General features: G+C 65.7%; 9 protein-coding genes and 1 pseudogene. 4 read left to right on the forward strand and 6 right to left on the reverse strand.

The genetic code is table 11. The features are described 5' to 3' along the window. Positions 1 to 64: 64 nt before the first annotated feature. The gene (locus OG844_RS44390; RefSeq protein ID WP_406387496.1) at positions 65 to 664 is read right to left on the reverse strand and encodes a GPP34 family phosphoprotein; all 600 of its coding nucleotides are present in this window, start codon (positions 662 to 664) and stop codon (positions 65 to 67) included. 491 nt (positions 665 to 1,155) lie between these two features. On the opposite strand from OG844_RS44390, the gene OG844_RS44395 reads away from it, so the two are divergent. After that, positions 1,156 to 1,767: a GPP34 family phosphoprotein gene (locus tag OG844_RS44395; RefSeq protein ID WP_406387495.1), complete on the forward strand. Its 612-nt coding sequence runs from the start codon at positions 1,156 to 1,158 to the stop codon at positions 1,765 to 1,767. A gap of 612 nt (positions 1,768 to 2,379) precedes the next feature. Here OG844_RS44395 and OG844_RS44400 read toward each other — a convergent pair. The 4 genes and pseudogenes from OG844_RS44400 to OG844_RS44415 form a co-directional block, all read right to left on the reverse strand. Continuing rightward, positions 2,380 to 5,235: a S8 family serine peptidase gene (locus tag OG844_RS44400; RefSeq protein WP_406387494.1), complete on the reverse strand. Its 2,856-nt coding sequence runs from the start codon at positions 5,233 to 5,235 to the stop codon at positions 2,380 to 2,382. Positions 5,236 to 6,167: 932 nt separating this feature from the next. After that, positions 6,168 to 7,076, reverse strand: a complete 909-nt coding sequence (locus OG844_RS44405; RefSeq protein ID WP_406387493.1) for a ribokinase — start codon at positions 7,074 to 7,076, stop codon at positions 6,168 to 6,170. Positions 7,077 to 7,109: 33 nt separating this feature from the next. Then, a pseudogene (locus OG844_RS44410) lies at positions 7,110 to 9,147 on the reverse strand (substrate-binding domain-containing protein). Beyond that, positions 9,137 to 10,633 (reverse strand): sugar ABC transporter ATP-binding protein, encoded by a 1,497-nt coding sequence (locus OG844_RS44415; protein ID WP_406395955.1) that lies wholly within the window; start codon positions 10,631 to 10,633, stop codon positions 9,137 to 9,139. The pseudogene OG844_RS44410 and the gene OG844_RS44415 overlap by 11 nt, the downstream one beginning before the upstream one ends. Positions 10,634 to 11,931: 1,298 nt before the next feature. Here OG844_RS44415 and secY point away from each other — a divergent pair. Continuing rightward, positions 11,932 to 13,242 carry a preprotein translocase subunit SecY gene (secY, locus tag OG844_RS44420; protein WP_406387492.1) on the forward strand — a complete coding sequence of 437 codons (1,311 nt, stop codon included), beginning with the start codon at positions 11,932 to 11,934 and terminating at the stop codon, positions 13,240 to 13,242. 224 nt (positions 13,243 to 13,466) lie between these two features. Then, positions 13,467 to 13,736: a hypothetical protein gene (locus tag OG844_RS44425; RefSeq protein ID WP_406387490.1), complete on the forward strand. Its 270-nt coding sequence runs from the start codon at positions 13,467 to 13,469 to the stop codon at positions 13,734 to 13,736. Between the two features lie 507 nt (positions 13,737 to 14,243). On the opposite strand, the gene pspAA is transcribed toward OG844_RS44425, so the two are convergent. Then, the gene (gene pspAA, locus OG844_RS44430) at positions 14,244 to 14,522 is read right to left on the reverse strand and encodes a PspA-associated protein PspAA (RefSeq protein ID WP_406387489.1); all 279 of its coding nucleotides are present in this window, start codon (positions 14,520 to 14,522) and stop codon (positions 14,244 to 14,246) included. Between the two features lie 343 nt (positions 14,523 to 14,865). On the opposite strand from pspAA, the gene OG844_RS44435 reads away from it, so the two are divergent. After that, entirely contained in the window at positions 14,866 to 15,291 is a 426-nt protein-coding gene (locus OG844_RS44435; protein ID WP_406395954.1) for a TIGR02611 family protein, read from the forward strand. The last annotated feature ends 503 nt before the right edge of the window (positions 15,292 to 15,794 follow it).

The following is a 15,794-nucleotide window of genomic DNA, read 5'->3' on the forward strand; positions in this document are numbered from 1 at the left end:
TACCCGCACTTACGGTAAGCGAGAGGGACTTGCCGGTCTGTTGGCAAATGTTCCTGGCAGGGCGTCAGGGAAGTCGCCAGACGTTGTCGAACGCTTCATTCTCGATCGTCCGCTTCTGGCGTTCAGCTTCAAGCTCCATCACTGCATTGTGGACGGCGTCCAGCACGGTCGTCACGGCCTCGTTCTCAAGGATTGATCCGTCCACGGACCGCGACCTGTCGATCCCGGCAGCCGCTGCCAGGGCGACGAGAACGGGCTCATCACTGTTCCAGCGGCTCGTGGCTCCGCGGCGATCGGGCGTATCGACCAGTTCCAGGCGTGCGGCCCTCAAGGAAAATCGGCTGTGCCGTGCTTGTTTCAGCTGACCAATTTCCTCAAGGGCACCTTGGTACGCGGCGGAGAGGTCACGTCCTCGCCGCCAAAGCCAGTCCTCGACGTGCTCCGCCTGACCTGTGAGAGCCGATGATGCCTCGCGCAAAAAGTGATCATCGAGTGGGTGCTGCGAGTTCGAAGCGATGAGATTGTCATCCAAGGTGACGGCTTCTGCTTCGATGAGGTCGATCAGCTCTGCTCCAGCGAGCGCGAGCGAAAGGTCGCCTTGCCTCACGGAGGGATTGGGCCCAAGGTCTATGGCGATCATGAACAGGTCTTTCGCTGTAGTCATGAACGACTCCCTCGGTTCGGTGACAGCGAAATACCGCCACTGGCCAGTCCGAAGCCCGAGGTGCGACGGAGGGCAACACCCCCGTGCCCCCGGGGCCGGGAAGCGGTCACCCGCGCCAAGGACACACGGATCTCCGGTACTTTCAGTATCACTGATCACTGTGTCCATAGGTTCTGCGGCTGCGGAACCTATGGGTGTCGGGTTTACCTGCTGTCGCAGCAGTCAGCGGCGATTCCCGCGGACGTAATCGGGGTTAGCTCGTGCGACTGCGAATTACGATTTCTGCCGCAGTGCCAGCGGTCGCTTAATTCCCTGAGGTGGTGTAGAGCATAAGAGATCAGGACTAACCGTATTGGGCAGGGGAAGGTGCAGCCACTCAGAGCCAGCCTGGCAGTTCTCACACCAAGCCTCCTCTTGACGGATTAGCACGCACCCGGCGGAATTACCGGAATGCCCACGACTCGTCGTTGGCGCGGCTTGGATGTGAACTCATGACTACACCCCAGAACCTACTGATGATCACCATGGATGAGACATCCACCCGCCGGGTAGATCCAGCTGACCTATCGGTCGCGCTTGCGGGTGCCGAGCTGATCGACTTGTTGGAGGCCAAGGCAATCGGCTTGGACAACGGATACCTCGTGCCTGGCCGGCAGGCTGTGCCTGATGACCACTGCCTGCAGCAGGCTATGGAGTCGCTGCACCTGACGGAGCCATACCAGCTGGTCAGCGACTGGCTAGGGAACAGGGAAGACATGCTCGTGGAGCGCTATACAGCCGCTCTTGAGACGGAAGACTTGGCCACTCGGAGACGTCCTCGTGGGCACCCCCTCCGAAGCCGTGAGGTCGTTCTTGTTGACTCTCCCGCCCACCGCCAGGCATTGGAGCGCTGGGCTTCAGCCGAGCCCGTCCTTGTGGCCCTGGCAGCCTCTGTCGGGATCCGCACGGAGCAGCCTCATCGCTCCGCCGCCGAAACAGATGAAGCCGTGGCGGCCGTGCTGTCAGCTGTTGAGGAGGCGCTGGCGGGACTGGCAGCCGAGAGGGAGGAAAGCATCATCACGCAGGCCAAGCTGGATGGTCTATGGGATAGCTATGTCGGCTAACAACCCATGACATCACGGTGCCTGAGGCATCGTCAGTTTGGTCGGCGAGGCGACAGCGGCACTGTGGGCCTACTGGACATGGATTAGCGGCAGTGCGCTCACATGTCGAGCCCTCAAGGGGGCTCACTTCGAACCTACGCCTCGGCCGCGCGAACCCGTCAGGGGCGCCACCTGCTTGTAGACCGGCCCGACCCGCTGACCAGCGGGGATCCATGACAACGTCACGCGACTGATGCCCTTGCTGGACGCGATACCCGGATCCGCAGTATGCGCGGGAGACTGAGGAACCGGCCCGGCTCGCTGTTCGCCGACCGAGGTACCGGTATGCACCGCCACCTTCTGTGAGCCCGCGTTCATTACACCGCGATCGCCAGCGAAGACACCACAACCCACCGCTCCGGCGGGAGCGACCCAACGGGACGCCGAACGGACCTTCCGATGTTCCGCGACTGCAGCGACTGGGGAACTGCTACGAGATACGAAACAACCTCTTCCTTGCCGTGTCCGCAACTCCCGCTCTTGATCGTGCTTCTGCCGTTTGTCCCCCTGCCCCCGGGGGGCAGGGGGAGTGGTCACCCTAGTTCTCGTGGCGGGGTGTTGGGGTGGTGACCGTTAGCCGATGGTGATGAGGGTTCCGGCTCCTTGGGGGTAGCTGATGTATCCGGTGGCCGGGCGGTCGGTGGGGATGTTGTTCCAGGTCGCTGTCAGGTTGAAGGGCGTTCCGGGCTGGGTGTGGGTGGGTGGGGTGGTGACCCGGAAAGTATGCGGTGGTGCCGGCGAGGTGTGCGGGCCGACGAAGTTGGCCTGGAAGGTGAAGGGAATGTCCTTGTCGGACAGGGACACGACGTAGGCGGTATAGGTTCCGGGCTGCAGATTCGTCACGCTGACGACAGGGCGGTGTTCGGGCAGCCAGGCGGTGTTGCCAACGATCTCGGCTGGTTCGCCGTTTTCACGCTCTCTGACGACGAGGAGCGCCACCTCGTCATCGGGGTTGCTGCAGGTGGCGAAGAACTGGACGGCTTCGTCCTTCTCGGTGACGGTGAACCGGAACCCCTGGTCGGTCTTTTGCGATGTGAGTGTGTCCTTGAGGGGAGTGCCGGTGACGGGTCCGAGGGCGGTCGCAGTAATGGGACCGGCGCCTGGGGTGACCTGGAAGGAGGTACTGCCCGTGCCTGCCGGTCCTGCTGCGACGGGCGCGGCGAGGACGCTCCACGGTGTGATGACGATGGTGCTTTGCACGGCAGCCCGGTGGCTGCTCCAGGTCAGGGCGCCGGTCACGGTGCGGCCTGTCTTCGCCTTCGTCTGGCGGAAGGTGACGGTGAAGGTGGCCTTCTGGCCGGCCTTGGAGAAGTGCAGCACAGCGGGCTTGACCGTGGCGGTGATGCCGGGCAGGTCGGTGGAGGCCCGGTAGGTGCCCGGGGTGGTCGCGGTGACGGTGCGGGTGATGGTCTGTGTGCCGACCATTTTCCCGATCGCGATCGTGGGGTAGTTCAGGTCACTGGCGGCGATGGGCGGTGTATCGGTGCCGGTGTCGGTGCCCAGGCCTTCGAGGTAGCCCAGCCAGTCGTGTTCCGCGGAGTCGTAGATGAGGCCGGGAGTGAGCATCCGGGTGGGCCGCACGTGACCGGCGCCCTGTGCGAAGGCGTCGGTGCTGGGTGTGCCGGCGGCGGTCTTGGTGGGGGTGGTCGTGGTCATCATGGCTGACTTCACAGCCATCGGGGACCAGCGGGGATGCCGGGCGAGGTGCAGGGCTGCCAGCCCGGCGATGTGCGGGGCTGCCATGGAGGTGCCGGACAGGAAGTCGAACTTCATGCTGTGGTTGGACCCGGGTGCGACAGCGGCGAGGATACCCACGCCCGGGGCAGCGATGTCGGGCTTGAGGAGGTCACCGTGGTTGCGTGCCGAGGGGCCTCTCGACGAAAAGGAAGCGACCTGGGGATAAGGTCGGTTCGATGATCCTCCCGGCAGCAGGGTGACTGTCGCGTTCAAGGTCCGGGCGTAGGTGCGGATGGCAGCGGCTGCGGCGTGCTCGACGTGGACGGTGGGGACCGGATGCAGGTCCCAGTCGGTGGAATCCTGGGAGAAGTTCGCCAGGATCATCCCGGCGCCGCCCGCACGCAGGACTTCCTGGGACTTGTCCATGCGGCCGTTGACACCCCTGTCGCAGACGACGACCAATCCCTTGGCCTTCGAAGGATCCAGAGTGCCGGCGATGCAAGCCGATGCTTGGCCCTGGGAAGCGTCGGCACGTTTCACGTCCTCGGCCAGGACGAGAGGCTTCGGCCCTAGGGGTGCGTTGACCGAGACGCTGCCCCCGACGTGGATGCGTCCGTTGCCGAGCCGCAGCGAGGACTCATAGGGTGCCGCGCTGCTCGCGGCCACGGTGGTCAGCCACGGCGTGGAGTTGTCGATCGAGGATGACGCCGGTCCCTGGTTGCCGGCCGATGCGGCAATGAAGATCCCCGAAGCGGCGGCGTTACGGAACGCCTGCTGGACCACGTTGTCGGGGTGGCTCTCCGCGAAGGTGCCCACCGAGTAGTTGAGGACGTCGACCCCATCGGCCACGGCCTGGTCGATCGCCGCGACGATGTCGGAGGACATCCCCACACCTCCCCACAGTGCCTTGTAGGAGGCGACGGCGGCGCCGGGCGCCACTCCCGAGATCTCACCGAAGTTGCGTCCCTGAAGGCGGACGTCGACGCCGCTTCGGCCCGCTGCGGTGGAAGCGGTGTGCGTGCCGTGCCCGACGAGGTCGCGCGGGGAGAGGTACTCCGCCTCCCGCTCCTGATCCGTCGCCGCCATGAGCCAGCTGTCGCCGAAGGAGCGGGCGCTGACCAGCTTGGTGTTGCAGAGATCGGCGGTGAATTCTTCACCGCTCTGGCAGGTACCGGTGAAGGTGCCGCCGTCCGCCTTCCGCATCACGATGCTTTCGCCCTTGCGGTAGGGCCGGAAGGGGTCCTTGACCGGGGGTGGCGTCGCACCGAGGCGGGTTCCGGTGAACGAGCGGCTCTCAGGCCAGATCCCGGTGTCGATCACCCCGACGACGACACCTTTGCCGGCAGCGCGCGTGCCGCCCAGTTCGGACCACACCCCACCGCGCCCCGACAGGCCGAGGAAGTCCACGGAGTTACGGTCATCCGTCGTGCGGTGCTCGGCGTCCGGCTCGACCGAAAGGACACGCCGGTCCTGGTGCAGCCGGGCCACCTGTGTGATGGACAGATCGGCGACGAACCCGTTGGTCGCAGCCGTGTACTGCTGCTCGATCTCCGCCCCTACCGAAGCGGCCGTGGCCCGGTGCGCGGCCACGAGGTGCTTGCGGTATCGGGCGGTGCTCTCGTTGGTGAGGTCCAGCGCACCGCCCCCGCCCGAGGCCCGGGCAGGTATGCCTGCGACCTCGCCCCGGTAGACGGATATTGCAGGGTCGGCGAGGGTGACGATATAGCGGCCGGGCCCCGGTGAGCCGTTCACCGCGACCGGTGTGGGCGCAGTGTCCGGACCAGGGGCGGCGTGGACGGGGGAGAGGGGTACCAAGGCGAGAGCGGCCACTACCGCAACCGCGCCTGCGGCGGCTGATCTTCTGCGTGACATCAAGGCCACGTTCGTCCTCCAGAAGGAGATGAGGTGCAACAGGGCAGCACAACGTGCGAGACCGAACACCGGGTGGCCGAGGGGCGGTGCCCAACTGCTTTTCCCGTCATGATCTTCACGACTCGAAAGTGAAGGCCTTGGCGCCGACTAGGTCCAGATGCAGATGTGACGCCTTTGGCCATGGCCCAAACACGACAACTCGCCACGGCTGCCCGCCCCAACCGGTATCCCACCAAGTCCGGACACGCGTGCACCCCGGAGCAACCGGCCGCCGGCCGCGCCGCGAGGACTGACGTCGCTTCCGCACACGTCAGAGGGGGGAACACCAGCGAACCCCGGCGGCCAGACCATGCGGAGTACTCCGCAACGAACTGTCACCGGTGACGTGGTCGCGGTAGTGCCCAATGTGGGCCACTGCCGACTGGGTCAGGCTTGCCGGACATCACCGCGAAGGAAGCGTCGCGCACCTTGCTCTCGATCATCCCGATCCGGTCTCCGCAGGTGGTATCGATCGACCACGTGCCCCGACCGAGCACCTGTCTCGCCTCACAGTCGAGTTCGCCAGGCAGCCATGGCACAGGTCCTACTCCGCCCGGACCTTCCGGACTTCGAACTCCATCGCATCCCCTGGGCTGGGTGTTGCGACGACCACTAGAACGGAAGCTGTCCGGTACCGCGAGCAGTGACACAGGCAGCATCAACCGCCCCCCTGGTACCTACTGGCCTCGGCCCCTCTACCGCTCCCAAGCCCTGTATCTCTTTATCCCGTCCCCCAGCCCGCACCGTCCCCCCAGGAGGAACTGTGGGCTCTGTCAGAGATCACGTAGTTGCTCAAGGGTGGGGTAGGACAGTTGTGTTCCACGTCGGGTGACGGCGTAGGCGGCGACGCGGACAGCGAAGCGTGCGGCTGTGGCCAGGCTGTCGTTCTGGGCGAGCCGCCATGAGAGCGCTCCGGTGAACGCGTCTCCGGCGCCGGTGGTGTCCACTGCTTGGACGGGCAGACCCGGTACCCGGACGGTGCCCTTGGCATCGGCCACCAGGGCGCCGGCGGAGCCGAGGGTGATGACGACGGAGCGCGGTCCCATGGCGAGCAGTTGGGCTGCCCATTGTTCGGGACCGCTGTCGCCTCGGCCGATGTCGCCCAGCAGGTGGACCGCCTCGTGTTCATTGACGACCAGGGGGTCGCACAGAGCGAGTGTGCTAGGCGGAAGAGGTTGGGGTGGTGAGGGGTTCATTACGATCCGAGCCCCGGACGCCGACGCGGCTGCTGCGGTGGCGATCACTGTTTCCACGGGGATTTCCAACTGCAGCGAGACGACCCGGGCCCGGCCCGACAGGGCCAGGATCCGTGTTGCGTCGGCTGGCCCGAACCGGCCGTTGGCCCCGGGGGAGACCACGATGCTGTTGTCGCCGGTCGGGTCTGTGGTGATCAGGGCAACGCCGGTGGGGGCGCTGTCGGTCCGGATTGCGGGAGTGACGACACCGGCAGTGGCCAGGGAGTCGATGAGTAGACGTCCGTGTGCGTCGTTGCCTACGCGGGCGAGGAGAGCTGTGCGGGCGCCGAGGCGGGCGGCGGCGACGGCCTGGTTGGCCCCCTTGCCACCGGGGAGGGTAACCAGATCGGAGCCGAGGACGGTCTCGCCGGCGGCTGGCCGGCGGTCGACGCTGATCATCAGGTCGGCGTTCGCCGAGCCGATGACCAGCACGTCGTAGCGATACACCGTGGTGCTCCCTTCCAGGGGCAGTGAGGGTGGTCAGGAGGTGAAAGCGGCGACGTTCTGCTTCGTGACGACCTTCACGGGCACCTTGACGGTGTTGTCGAGCTTGTCGCCCGCAGCGGCTTTGACTGCGTTGCGGACGGCGAGTTTGCCCAGTTCCTTGGGCTGCTGGGCGATGGAGGCGTGCAGGGTGCCGGCCTTGACGGCGGTGAGGCCGTCGGGCGTGCCGTCGAAGCCGACAACCTTCACCTGGGCACCGGCCTTGCTGCTCAGGGCCTTGACCGCGCCGAGTGCCATTTCGTCGTTCTGAGCGAAGACACCGTTCACGTTCCTGTGTGCCTGGAGCAGGTTGGTGGTGACATCGAGCGCTTTGGCACGGTCGAAGTCGGCGCTCTGCTGGGCGACGACATCAATGCCGGGGTAGGCCTTGATGCCTTCGGCGAAGCCCTGGCCGCGTTCTCGTGCGGCGGAGGTGCCGGCGGTGCCCTGGAGGACCAGGACGGTGCCCTTGCCGCCCAGCGAGTCGGCCAGTGTCTTCGCGGCGAGCCTGCCGCCTCCGACGTTGTCGGAGGCGACGGTGGTGGCCAGTTCGGCCTTGTTCACGCCGCGGTCGGCAGCGACGACCGGGATATCTGCCCGGTTGGCGGCCTTGACCGAGGGGCCCGAGGCGTCGGAGTCCACCGGGTTGACGATGATCGACTCGTTGTTCTGGCTGACGAAGTTCTGCAGCTGGTTGGCCTGCTGGGAAGCGTCGTTCTGGGCGTCCGTCACGGTCAGCTTGATGCTCTGGGTCTTCGCTTCGGCCTGGGCGCCTTCCTTCAGCTGGACGAAGAAGGGGTTGTTGAGGGTGGAGATCGACAGGCCCACGTTCACGTCGGAGGAGGAAGAGGAGGAGCCGGGGCCACAGGCGGTGACGACGAGCCCTGCCACCGCGACCGAGACGACCACAGCACTGACGGTTTTGATGCGCATGAGAGTTCCTTGCAGGTTCGGAAAAAGGGTGGGCCGATTAGGGATGGGGGAGCCGGAGCAGACGGTTCGCTCCGGCCGGAACGAACCGATGGCAGGCGCCGGGCGGAGCGTGTCCGCGGGGATATCAGGTCCGGCGGCGCAGAGTGTCGAGCAGGACGGCGAGGGCGATGACGACGCCGATGACGACTTGCTGCCAGAACGCGGAGACGGACAGGAGATTGAGACCGTTGCGTAGGACCGCGAGGATCAGCGCGCCGATGAGGGTGCCGGTGGCTTTGCCGACGCCTCCGGCCAGGCTGGCGCCGCCGATGACGACTGCCGCGATGGCGTCGAGTTCGTAGCCGATGGCTCCCTGCGGCTGGGCGGAGGAGAGCCGTGAGGCCAGGACGATTCCCGCGACAGCGGCGAACAGTCCCGACAGCGCGTAGATGATGATCTTCTTGCGCTGGACGCGGATCCCGGAGAGGCGGGCTGCTTCCTCGTTCCCTCCAATCGCGTACATGGAGCGGCCGATGTAAGTGCGCCTGAGAACCACGGCCGTGATGACGACGGCTGCGATCATCACGAGGACGGGTACCGGCAGCCAACCTCCGATGGTGTCACCGAGGTGGGAGAGGGAGTCGGGGAAGGCGATGGGACTGCCCTGGGAAATGACCAGGGTCAGACCCCGGGCGATGGAGAGCATCGCAAGGGTGGCGATGAAGGGCGGCAATTTTCCGTAGGCGATCAGCATGCCGCTGATCAGGCCGCTGGCTATGCCTGTGGCTACGGCGATGAGGAGTGCGAGCCAGATGGGCAGGCCCGCGGACGTCGCGGTCCAGGCCAGGACGGTTGCGGACAGGGCGGCGACCGAGCCGACGGACAGGTCGATGCCGGCGGAGACGATGACGAAGGTGACACCGAGGGCCAGGATCGCGACGACGGCAGCCTGGACGCCCACGTTGAGGAGGTTCGTCGTGGTCAAAAAGTCCCCGGACAGCAGGGACAGGGCCACGGTCAGGCCGATCAGCGCGGTCAGGGCACCGTTGTTGAGGAGCAGTTGACGCACTGTGGCCGCGCCGCGGCCGGCCTTCCTGCTGGGTTTGAGGGTGTCAGTGGCCACGGGAGTGCTCCGTATCGGTAAAGGGCCTGGTGCCGACGGCGAGTGCCATGACGGCGTCCTGAGTGGCTTCGTGGGCGGGCAGTTCACCGGCGATGCGGCCCTGGGCCATGACCAGGACGCGGTCGCTCATGCCCAGGACCTCGGGCAGGTCGCTGGAGATCATCAGCACGGCGTGCCCGGAGGCCGTCAGTTCGTTGATGAGCTGATAGATCTCGACTTTCGCGCCAACGTCGATGCCGCGGGTCGGCTCGTCGAGGATCAGGACCTTGGTGTCGGCAAGCAGCCATTTGCCGATGACGACCTTTTGCTGGTTGCCGCCGGAGAGGGTGCCCACGTGCTGGTGCAGGCCGGCCATCCGGACCTTGAGCTGTTCGGCGATCTGCTGGGCGGCCCCGTGCTGGCCTGCCCGGTCGATGAACCCGAACCGGGTGGAGCGGTGCAAGGTGACGAGTCCGAGGTTCTCCTGGACGCTGGCCTCCAGGAGAAGGCCCTGTCCTTTGCGGTCCTCGGGGACCAGGCCGAGGCCGGCGTCCATGGCTGCATTGATGTCGTGGCCCGGCAGGCGCTTGCCCTGGACCTCGACAAGTCCGAAGTCGTAGGGGTCGGCTCCGAAGACGGCCCGGACGAGCTCGGTGCGCCCGGCCCCCACGAGGCCGGCCAGCCCGACGACCTCACCGGCCCGCACGTCGAAGTCGATCTCCTGAAAGATGCCGCTGCGGGAAAGCCCGCGCACGCGCAGCAGCGGCGGGCCGGCCTCGCTGCGGGCGCGCGGGTACTGCTGCTCGATGCTGCGTCCCACCATCAGCCGGACCAGTTCGTCCTCGGGTGTGTCTGCCGGGACCCGGTCCACACTCGCCCCATCGCGCAGAATCGTCACGCGGTCGCCGACCGCTGCGATTTCCTCGAGGTGGTGGGTGATGAAGATGATGCCGACACCGTCCGCCCGCAGGCTGCGCACGATGCGGAAAAGCTTGGCGACCTCGTCGCTGGTGAGCACCGCGGTCGGCTCGTCCATGATCAGGATGCGGGCGTCCAGGCTCAGGGCCTTGGCTATCTCCACCATCTGCATGCGGGCGATGCCCAGCTCACCGACGGGCGTGCGGGGATCGACGTCCACCCCCACGCGCGCCAGCAGCAGAGCTGCGTCGGCGTTCATCTTCTTGCGGTCGAGCAGCCCGAAGCGGCGGGGCTGACGGCCCAGGAAGATGTTCTCCGCGACGCTCAGTGCGGGGACGAGGTTGAACTCCTGGTAGATCGTGGCGATCTTGAGCTTCTCGGCATCCTGCGCACCGTGGATGCGGACCTCCCGGTCCTCGAGCAGGACACGCCCGGCGTCAGGGCGGTAGGCGCCGGAAAGCATCTTGATCAAGGTGCTCTTGCCCGCGCCGTTCTCGCCCAGCAGGACGTGGACCTCGCCACGGCGGAGCTCGAAGTCGACCTTGTCCAGTGCCACAACGCCAGGGAAGACCTTGCGTACACCCTCCATGCGCAGGAGCACGGGGCTACTGCTGTTCACCGGGGGCCCCCTTCGCTTCCGCAGAGGCGCCCGCCCACGGAGTACGGACGTAAAGGGAAAGGGCCTGCACCGGCCGGCCCCGGAGCCCGAAGGCGGGCACGCGGACCCGCTGCCCGGCAGGCGTGATGCTGTCGGTGAACCGGCGCCCGCTGCCGGCACGGAAGCCGGCCGGACCGGTGCACATGCCCGGCCGCGCATGGTTCGCATACGCGAGTGCACCACGGAGTGTTCCGGCCTGCCCGCTGCCGGGTGCGGCTGCGGGCGGACTGAGCACCGTCAGTCGGCTCTCCATGATTCACCTCCTATGGAATCGATTACATGAAGGGGTCGAAAGGGCTCCGGCCAAGAAGTGAGATCCCAACGCCGCACTGGTGCGGTGCCTCTAACGGCCGGTCATGCAGTGCAGCCCGTTGCCGTCCGGAGTCGATAACCTGTTAAGGAGGTAACGGCTATTTCCGTCAAACCAATCCATCGGGGACAGTGAGCTGCATCTCACGACCTCCGCAGCCAAAGACACTGGGTCCCGCCGGGCCACCTTGGTGACCGAGGCTGGTCCGGCAGGCGCCGACCCAGTCGTGCGGGCGACGCGCACCCGGGCGCCGGGGGCCAGCGAGCGGGACGGCAGTCGACCGCGACGTGCCGAAGATCAGCTCGGGCGCGCATTGCTCGACGTGCAGCGGCCGGGTACCGGCTCACCGGGCGTCCAATACCTCGACGCACACCGGCCTGCATTCGGCCGCTGCGGTTGCCGACGGTGCCCCAGTCCCGGCCGTTTCGCGTTTCGGCCCGGCCGTACTCACCCTGTATGCGGCCCTCCGGGGCCGGACTCCCCACGCCATTCCGCCCGGGCCCACGGTCCTGCGGTACCCGGACTCGGGAAAGCCGGAGCAGCTGGTCGAATCCGGACCCGCAAGCGACGTCTCCTGCTCGCCTCCGCAGCAAGTGACGCCCCGGCAGAGCGACTGTCCGCCCCGCTGCCTGACGCATCACGGCGCGAACGGCCTAAACCCTCAAACAGCTCTCCCGGACCGACTGCCGTGTGACAAGCGCGGTGGCGGCGCCGACAGCCTGGTATCGCCGAGTCGTGAGAGGGCTGGGGGCGTGGCACGCTCGCACCGGGAGTCTGTTGTGTTGCCGGGCCGGGCACGGGACGCCTCCTGGAGGACTCGGCGATCGTGCTCTTACGGTGAAGCGCTTCTGCACCGATGATTCAGCATCTTTCGAGACAATCGCCTCTGCATTGCTGAAGCAGGAGCGAAGGAGGCGCTTTGTTCACCGTGTTCGTCAAGGCCTTCACGACCCCTGACCTGCGTAAGAAGATACTTTTCACGCTCGGCATGATCATCATTTTCCGTTTCGGGGCACATGTCCCGATCCCCGGTGTCAGCTACCCGAATGTGCAGACCTGTATCGACGCAGTGGAGGCCGACAACAGCAAGCTCCTGGGCCTCCTGAATCTGTTCAGTGGAGGCGCACTGCTGCAGATCACCATCTTTGCGCTGGGAATTTTGCCGTATATCACGGCAAGTATCATTATTCAGCTGCTCACCGCTGTAATTCCGCGGCTGGAAGCACTGAAAAAAGAGGGTCAGGCCGGGCAGGCCAAGACAACGCAGTACACCCGCTACCTCACGATCGGGCTCGCGCTTCTCCAGGGCGCAGGACTCGTGACCACAGCACGCAGTGGAGCCCTGTTCACTGGCTGCCCCGTTGCAGCGGACATCGTGCCGAACAAATCAGTTTTCACTACGGCCATGATGGTGCTCGCCATTACTGCCGGCACGGCATGCGTCATGTGGATCGGCGAGCTGATCACCGACCGTGGTGTCGGCAACGGTATGTCGATCCTCGTGTTCATCTCCACCGCCGCCACGCTGCCGGGCGCTCTGTGGGCCATCAAGCAGAACGGGAAGATCGCCGATGGCTGGGTGAACTTCGCCAGCGTGCTGGCCATCGGCTTCGTCCTGGTAGGTCTGGTGGTGTTCGTCGAGCAGGCCCAGCGCCGTATCCCGGTGCAATACACCAAGAGAGTAATCGGGCGAAAATCCTACAGCCACTCGTCCACCTACATTCCCCTGAAAGTCAATCAGGCGGGCGTGATCCCCGTCATCTTCGCGTCCTCGCTGCTCTACATTCCCGCCCTCCTTGCGCAGTTCTCCAGTTCCGACTCCGGATGGAAGGCGTGGATCGAATCCAATTTCGTCACGGGCAGCGATCCCTACTATGTCATCACCTTTTTCCTCCTCACCGTCTTCTTCGCATTCTTCTACGTCTCCATCACATTCAATCCGGATGAGATCGCGGAGAATATGCAAAAACATGGCGGCTTCATCCCGGGCTACCGGGCCGGTAAGTCGACTGCGCGATACCTGGGGTATGTAATCAACAGGATGACGTGGCCAGGTGCGCTCTACCTTGGAATTATTTCCCTCCTTCCGACAGTGGCGTTCGCGAGTTACGGCGGAGCCAGCCAGCTCAGCGGCATCAGCATTCTGATCATCGTGGGTGTCGGTCTGGAGACCGTCAAACAGATCACCAGCCAGCTCCAGCAGCACGACTACTCCGGCTTTCTCCGCTGACCGGGAGTTCACCCGGATCGGGCAACGTACCCGAGGAAGAATGCGACCTGTGGCGAACGCGCACAGCCCTGCTGGGCGGGGAGGCCACAGGCGTCGGCCAACGGGGTGACCGCTCGCGGTCGAACTGCCCCATCACCGCAGGCGAGCATTGGCAGTACCCCGAACCGTTCAGGGTCCATCGTTCATCGGTCGCCGGCATTCGAGGGGGCTGTGAATATGCGTGTATGGATGAGGAAATGAAGCAGCGTCGGGTCTACCGTGCTGACCCCGACGACTCCCGCGCCGCCCCGCACACCGGTCGTGCGTACCGGGAGCTGGTCGGTGGCCCGCTCGACGGACTGCTCATCGACATCACCGCCCTCTCCGCAGCGGAAATCGCCAACGGGCTCGATCTGGCCACCGACGACGGAACCTACGGACCAGGCGGTTGCTCCGAGTACGGGCCTCGCGCCACTGATCCGCAGTGGTGGGACTGGCGTGGGGACAGGCGCTGACGCCGTCAAAGGCGGCGCCCGGCCCTTGCGCGGCAGCGGCAACCCGTTCAGCCCAGCCCGGTTCCCCGTATGACACCTGACCAGGCGTCCGCGAAGTGGCGCACTGCCTGGGAAACGACCCGAGCCGCTCCCTTTCAGCGGATCAGCGGCCGGCTGCGCACCTCGCCTGGTGAACGAGTCGGAGAGCCGCAGCCTGCTTGGCCGACCCGCCGACACATCCCGCTGACTTCCTGCCCTGCTGAGCGAGCGGCACGGATCGCCGCAGAGGTGTGTACCCGTAACCCCGGCCCCACGGGGACACGAGAGGGGCGACCGCATCGGCCGCACCAACCGCAGGCCAGGCCGGCCGGGGCCGTGCGAAGGCAGTCAGCAGACGGGCCGGGCCCTGGCCGCCGGCTCCGGCACAAAAGAAGCAGGCCCCACGTCCGGGCGCCGGGAGCTGCTGCTCTGATCACCCGTGGGACCGGTCAGCCCTCTCGGGTACGTGCCGCCCGCTGGCGTGCTCGTTCAGCCCGGGATGAGGCCGTCGTCGTTCAGCATCCCCTTGACGCTGTCCATCGAGGCGTCGAGGCACGGAAGAATCAGCTCGCTGGGCTCCAGGAAGTCGTCGGGGAGCGGAACCCCCAGCCGACGCACCGCATCGAGCAGGGCCACGAGGGTGCGCCGGAAGCCGTCCTCGTTACCGCTCTCCAGCTCGGCCAGCAACTCGTCGTCCAGCTTGTTGAGCTCGGGGAAATGGGCGTCTGCCAGCCTCCACTGCCCTTCCCCCATGATCCTCGTGATCATTCTGCCTCCCTGGTGCGCTGCCGACCCCTGGACGCTCACAGTCCCAGAAACGCCAAGCGCCCGCATGCCGCGGCACTCCTTTCATGCCCACTCCTCGACGGGGGGAATTAGAACTACGCCTCCGGCGTCTATCGTTCATTGCCCTAAATTACACGAATGAAATCAGGGGTGGCAGTATCCGGCGAATATTTTGGGCAGTTCCCCTATTCCGGCGAGTGTTGTGCGCCAGGTTGTGGGCGTATCCTGACAGACTGCGGCACATCGTCCGGTGAGGTTGAGCGGCATGAAATCCAGCGGAGAAAACAGTGAACAATCCGGTGCCACCGGGCATCTGAGCCCGTCCATGTCCGAGGCTCTGCAAAACGGTTCTCCCCAGACCGGTCTGGATACACAAGAGAATGCGCGAGACAGGGCCCTGGGATCCCGGGCTCCCTCCTTCATCAAGCGCTCCGGCGTGCTGCACACAAGCTGGAAGATCGGAGTCTTCATCGCCGGTCTCGCCGTGGTCGGTGCCGGGATCGTGCTGCTGCCCCTGCCCGGCCCCGGCTGGGTGGTCATCTTCCTTGGTGTGGGTATCTGGGGAACCGAGTTCGTCTGGGCCCAGCTCTTGCTGCGGTGGGTCAAACGTAAGGTCACCGATGCCGCCCAAAAGGCCTGGGATCCCGCAGTCCGGCGCAGGAACCTGATCATCCTGACGGTGGCGCTGGTGCTCATTGCTGCCGCCGTCTATCTCTCCGTATGGGAATACGGATTCGTGATGCTGCGGTGAGCGATGAGGTCCGCGCGCACTCCTTTTAGATTCAGTGAGGCTGGACAACAAACGCGTAGTGCGCTCGCAGGACCGTTTAATATCAAAGCCGGTTGGTGCCGCCGGATCGGTCTCTCTGTATCTCCTTCTGGTGCTGGACGCGTCCGGTGGGGACGGTTTTCCCTAAGGGGGTTGGGCAGGTGCACAAGATATTTGATTTCCTGCGAAATGCCAGGGACGCCTACCTGCGAAGCCGCGACGTGTGGGGCTATCTGGCCGAACCCTATTCGTTTGCCTGGTGCGGTATGGCCCTCGCTCCGCCTCTCGCTCCAAACCCTGATCGCCCGGTTCAGTCCCGCCCGAGCAGTGACTGCCTGGAGCGCCACGGGGTTGTGCTTCCCCAGCCACGGCGACCCGGCGCCTGACTCCCCGGGAATCATGTGCGGCCCATCGTCCTGGATCCGCCACCGCAATTCCTTCGCGCGCCCGGAGCAGGCGCTTCACAGGAGCGCCGCCAACTCAGC

The organism is Streptomyces sp. NBC_00887, assembly GCF_045207585.1.

Coding starts and splice junctions, on each gene's coding strand:
- OG844_RS44395 (WP_406387495.1), top strand. CDS start 1,156: ATGACTACACCCCAGAACCTACTGATGATCACCATGGATGAGACATCC.
- OG844_RS44390 (WP_406387496.1), bottom strand. CDS start 664: ATGACTACAGCGAAAGACCTGTTCATGATCGCCATAGACCTTGGGCCC.
- OG844_RS44415 (WP_406395955.1), bottom strand. CDS start 10,633: ATGGAGGGTGTACGCAAGGTCTTCCCTGGCGTTGTGGCACTGGACAAG.
- pspAA (WP_406387489.1), bottom strand. CDS start 14,522: ATGATCACGAGGATCATGGGGGAAGGGCAGTGGAGGCTGGCAGACGCC.
- OG844_RS44425 (WP_406387490.1), top strand. CDS start 13,467: ATGGATGAGGAAATGAAGCAGCGTCGGGTCTACCGTGCTGACCCCGAC.
- OG844_RS44435 (WP_406395954.1), top strand. CDS start 14,866: ATGTCCGAGGCTCTGCAAAACGGTTCTCCCCAGACCGGTCTGGATACA.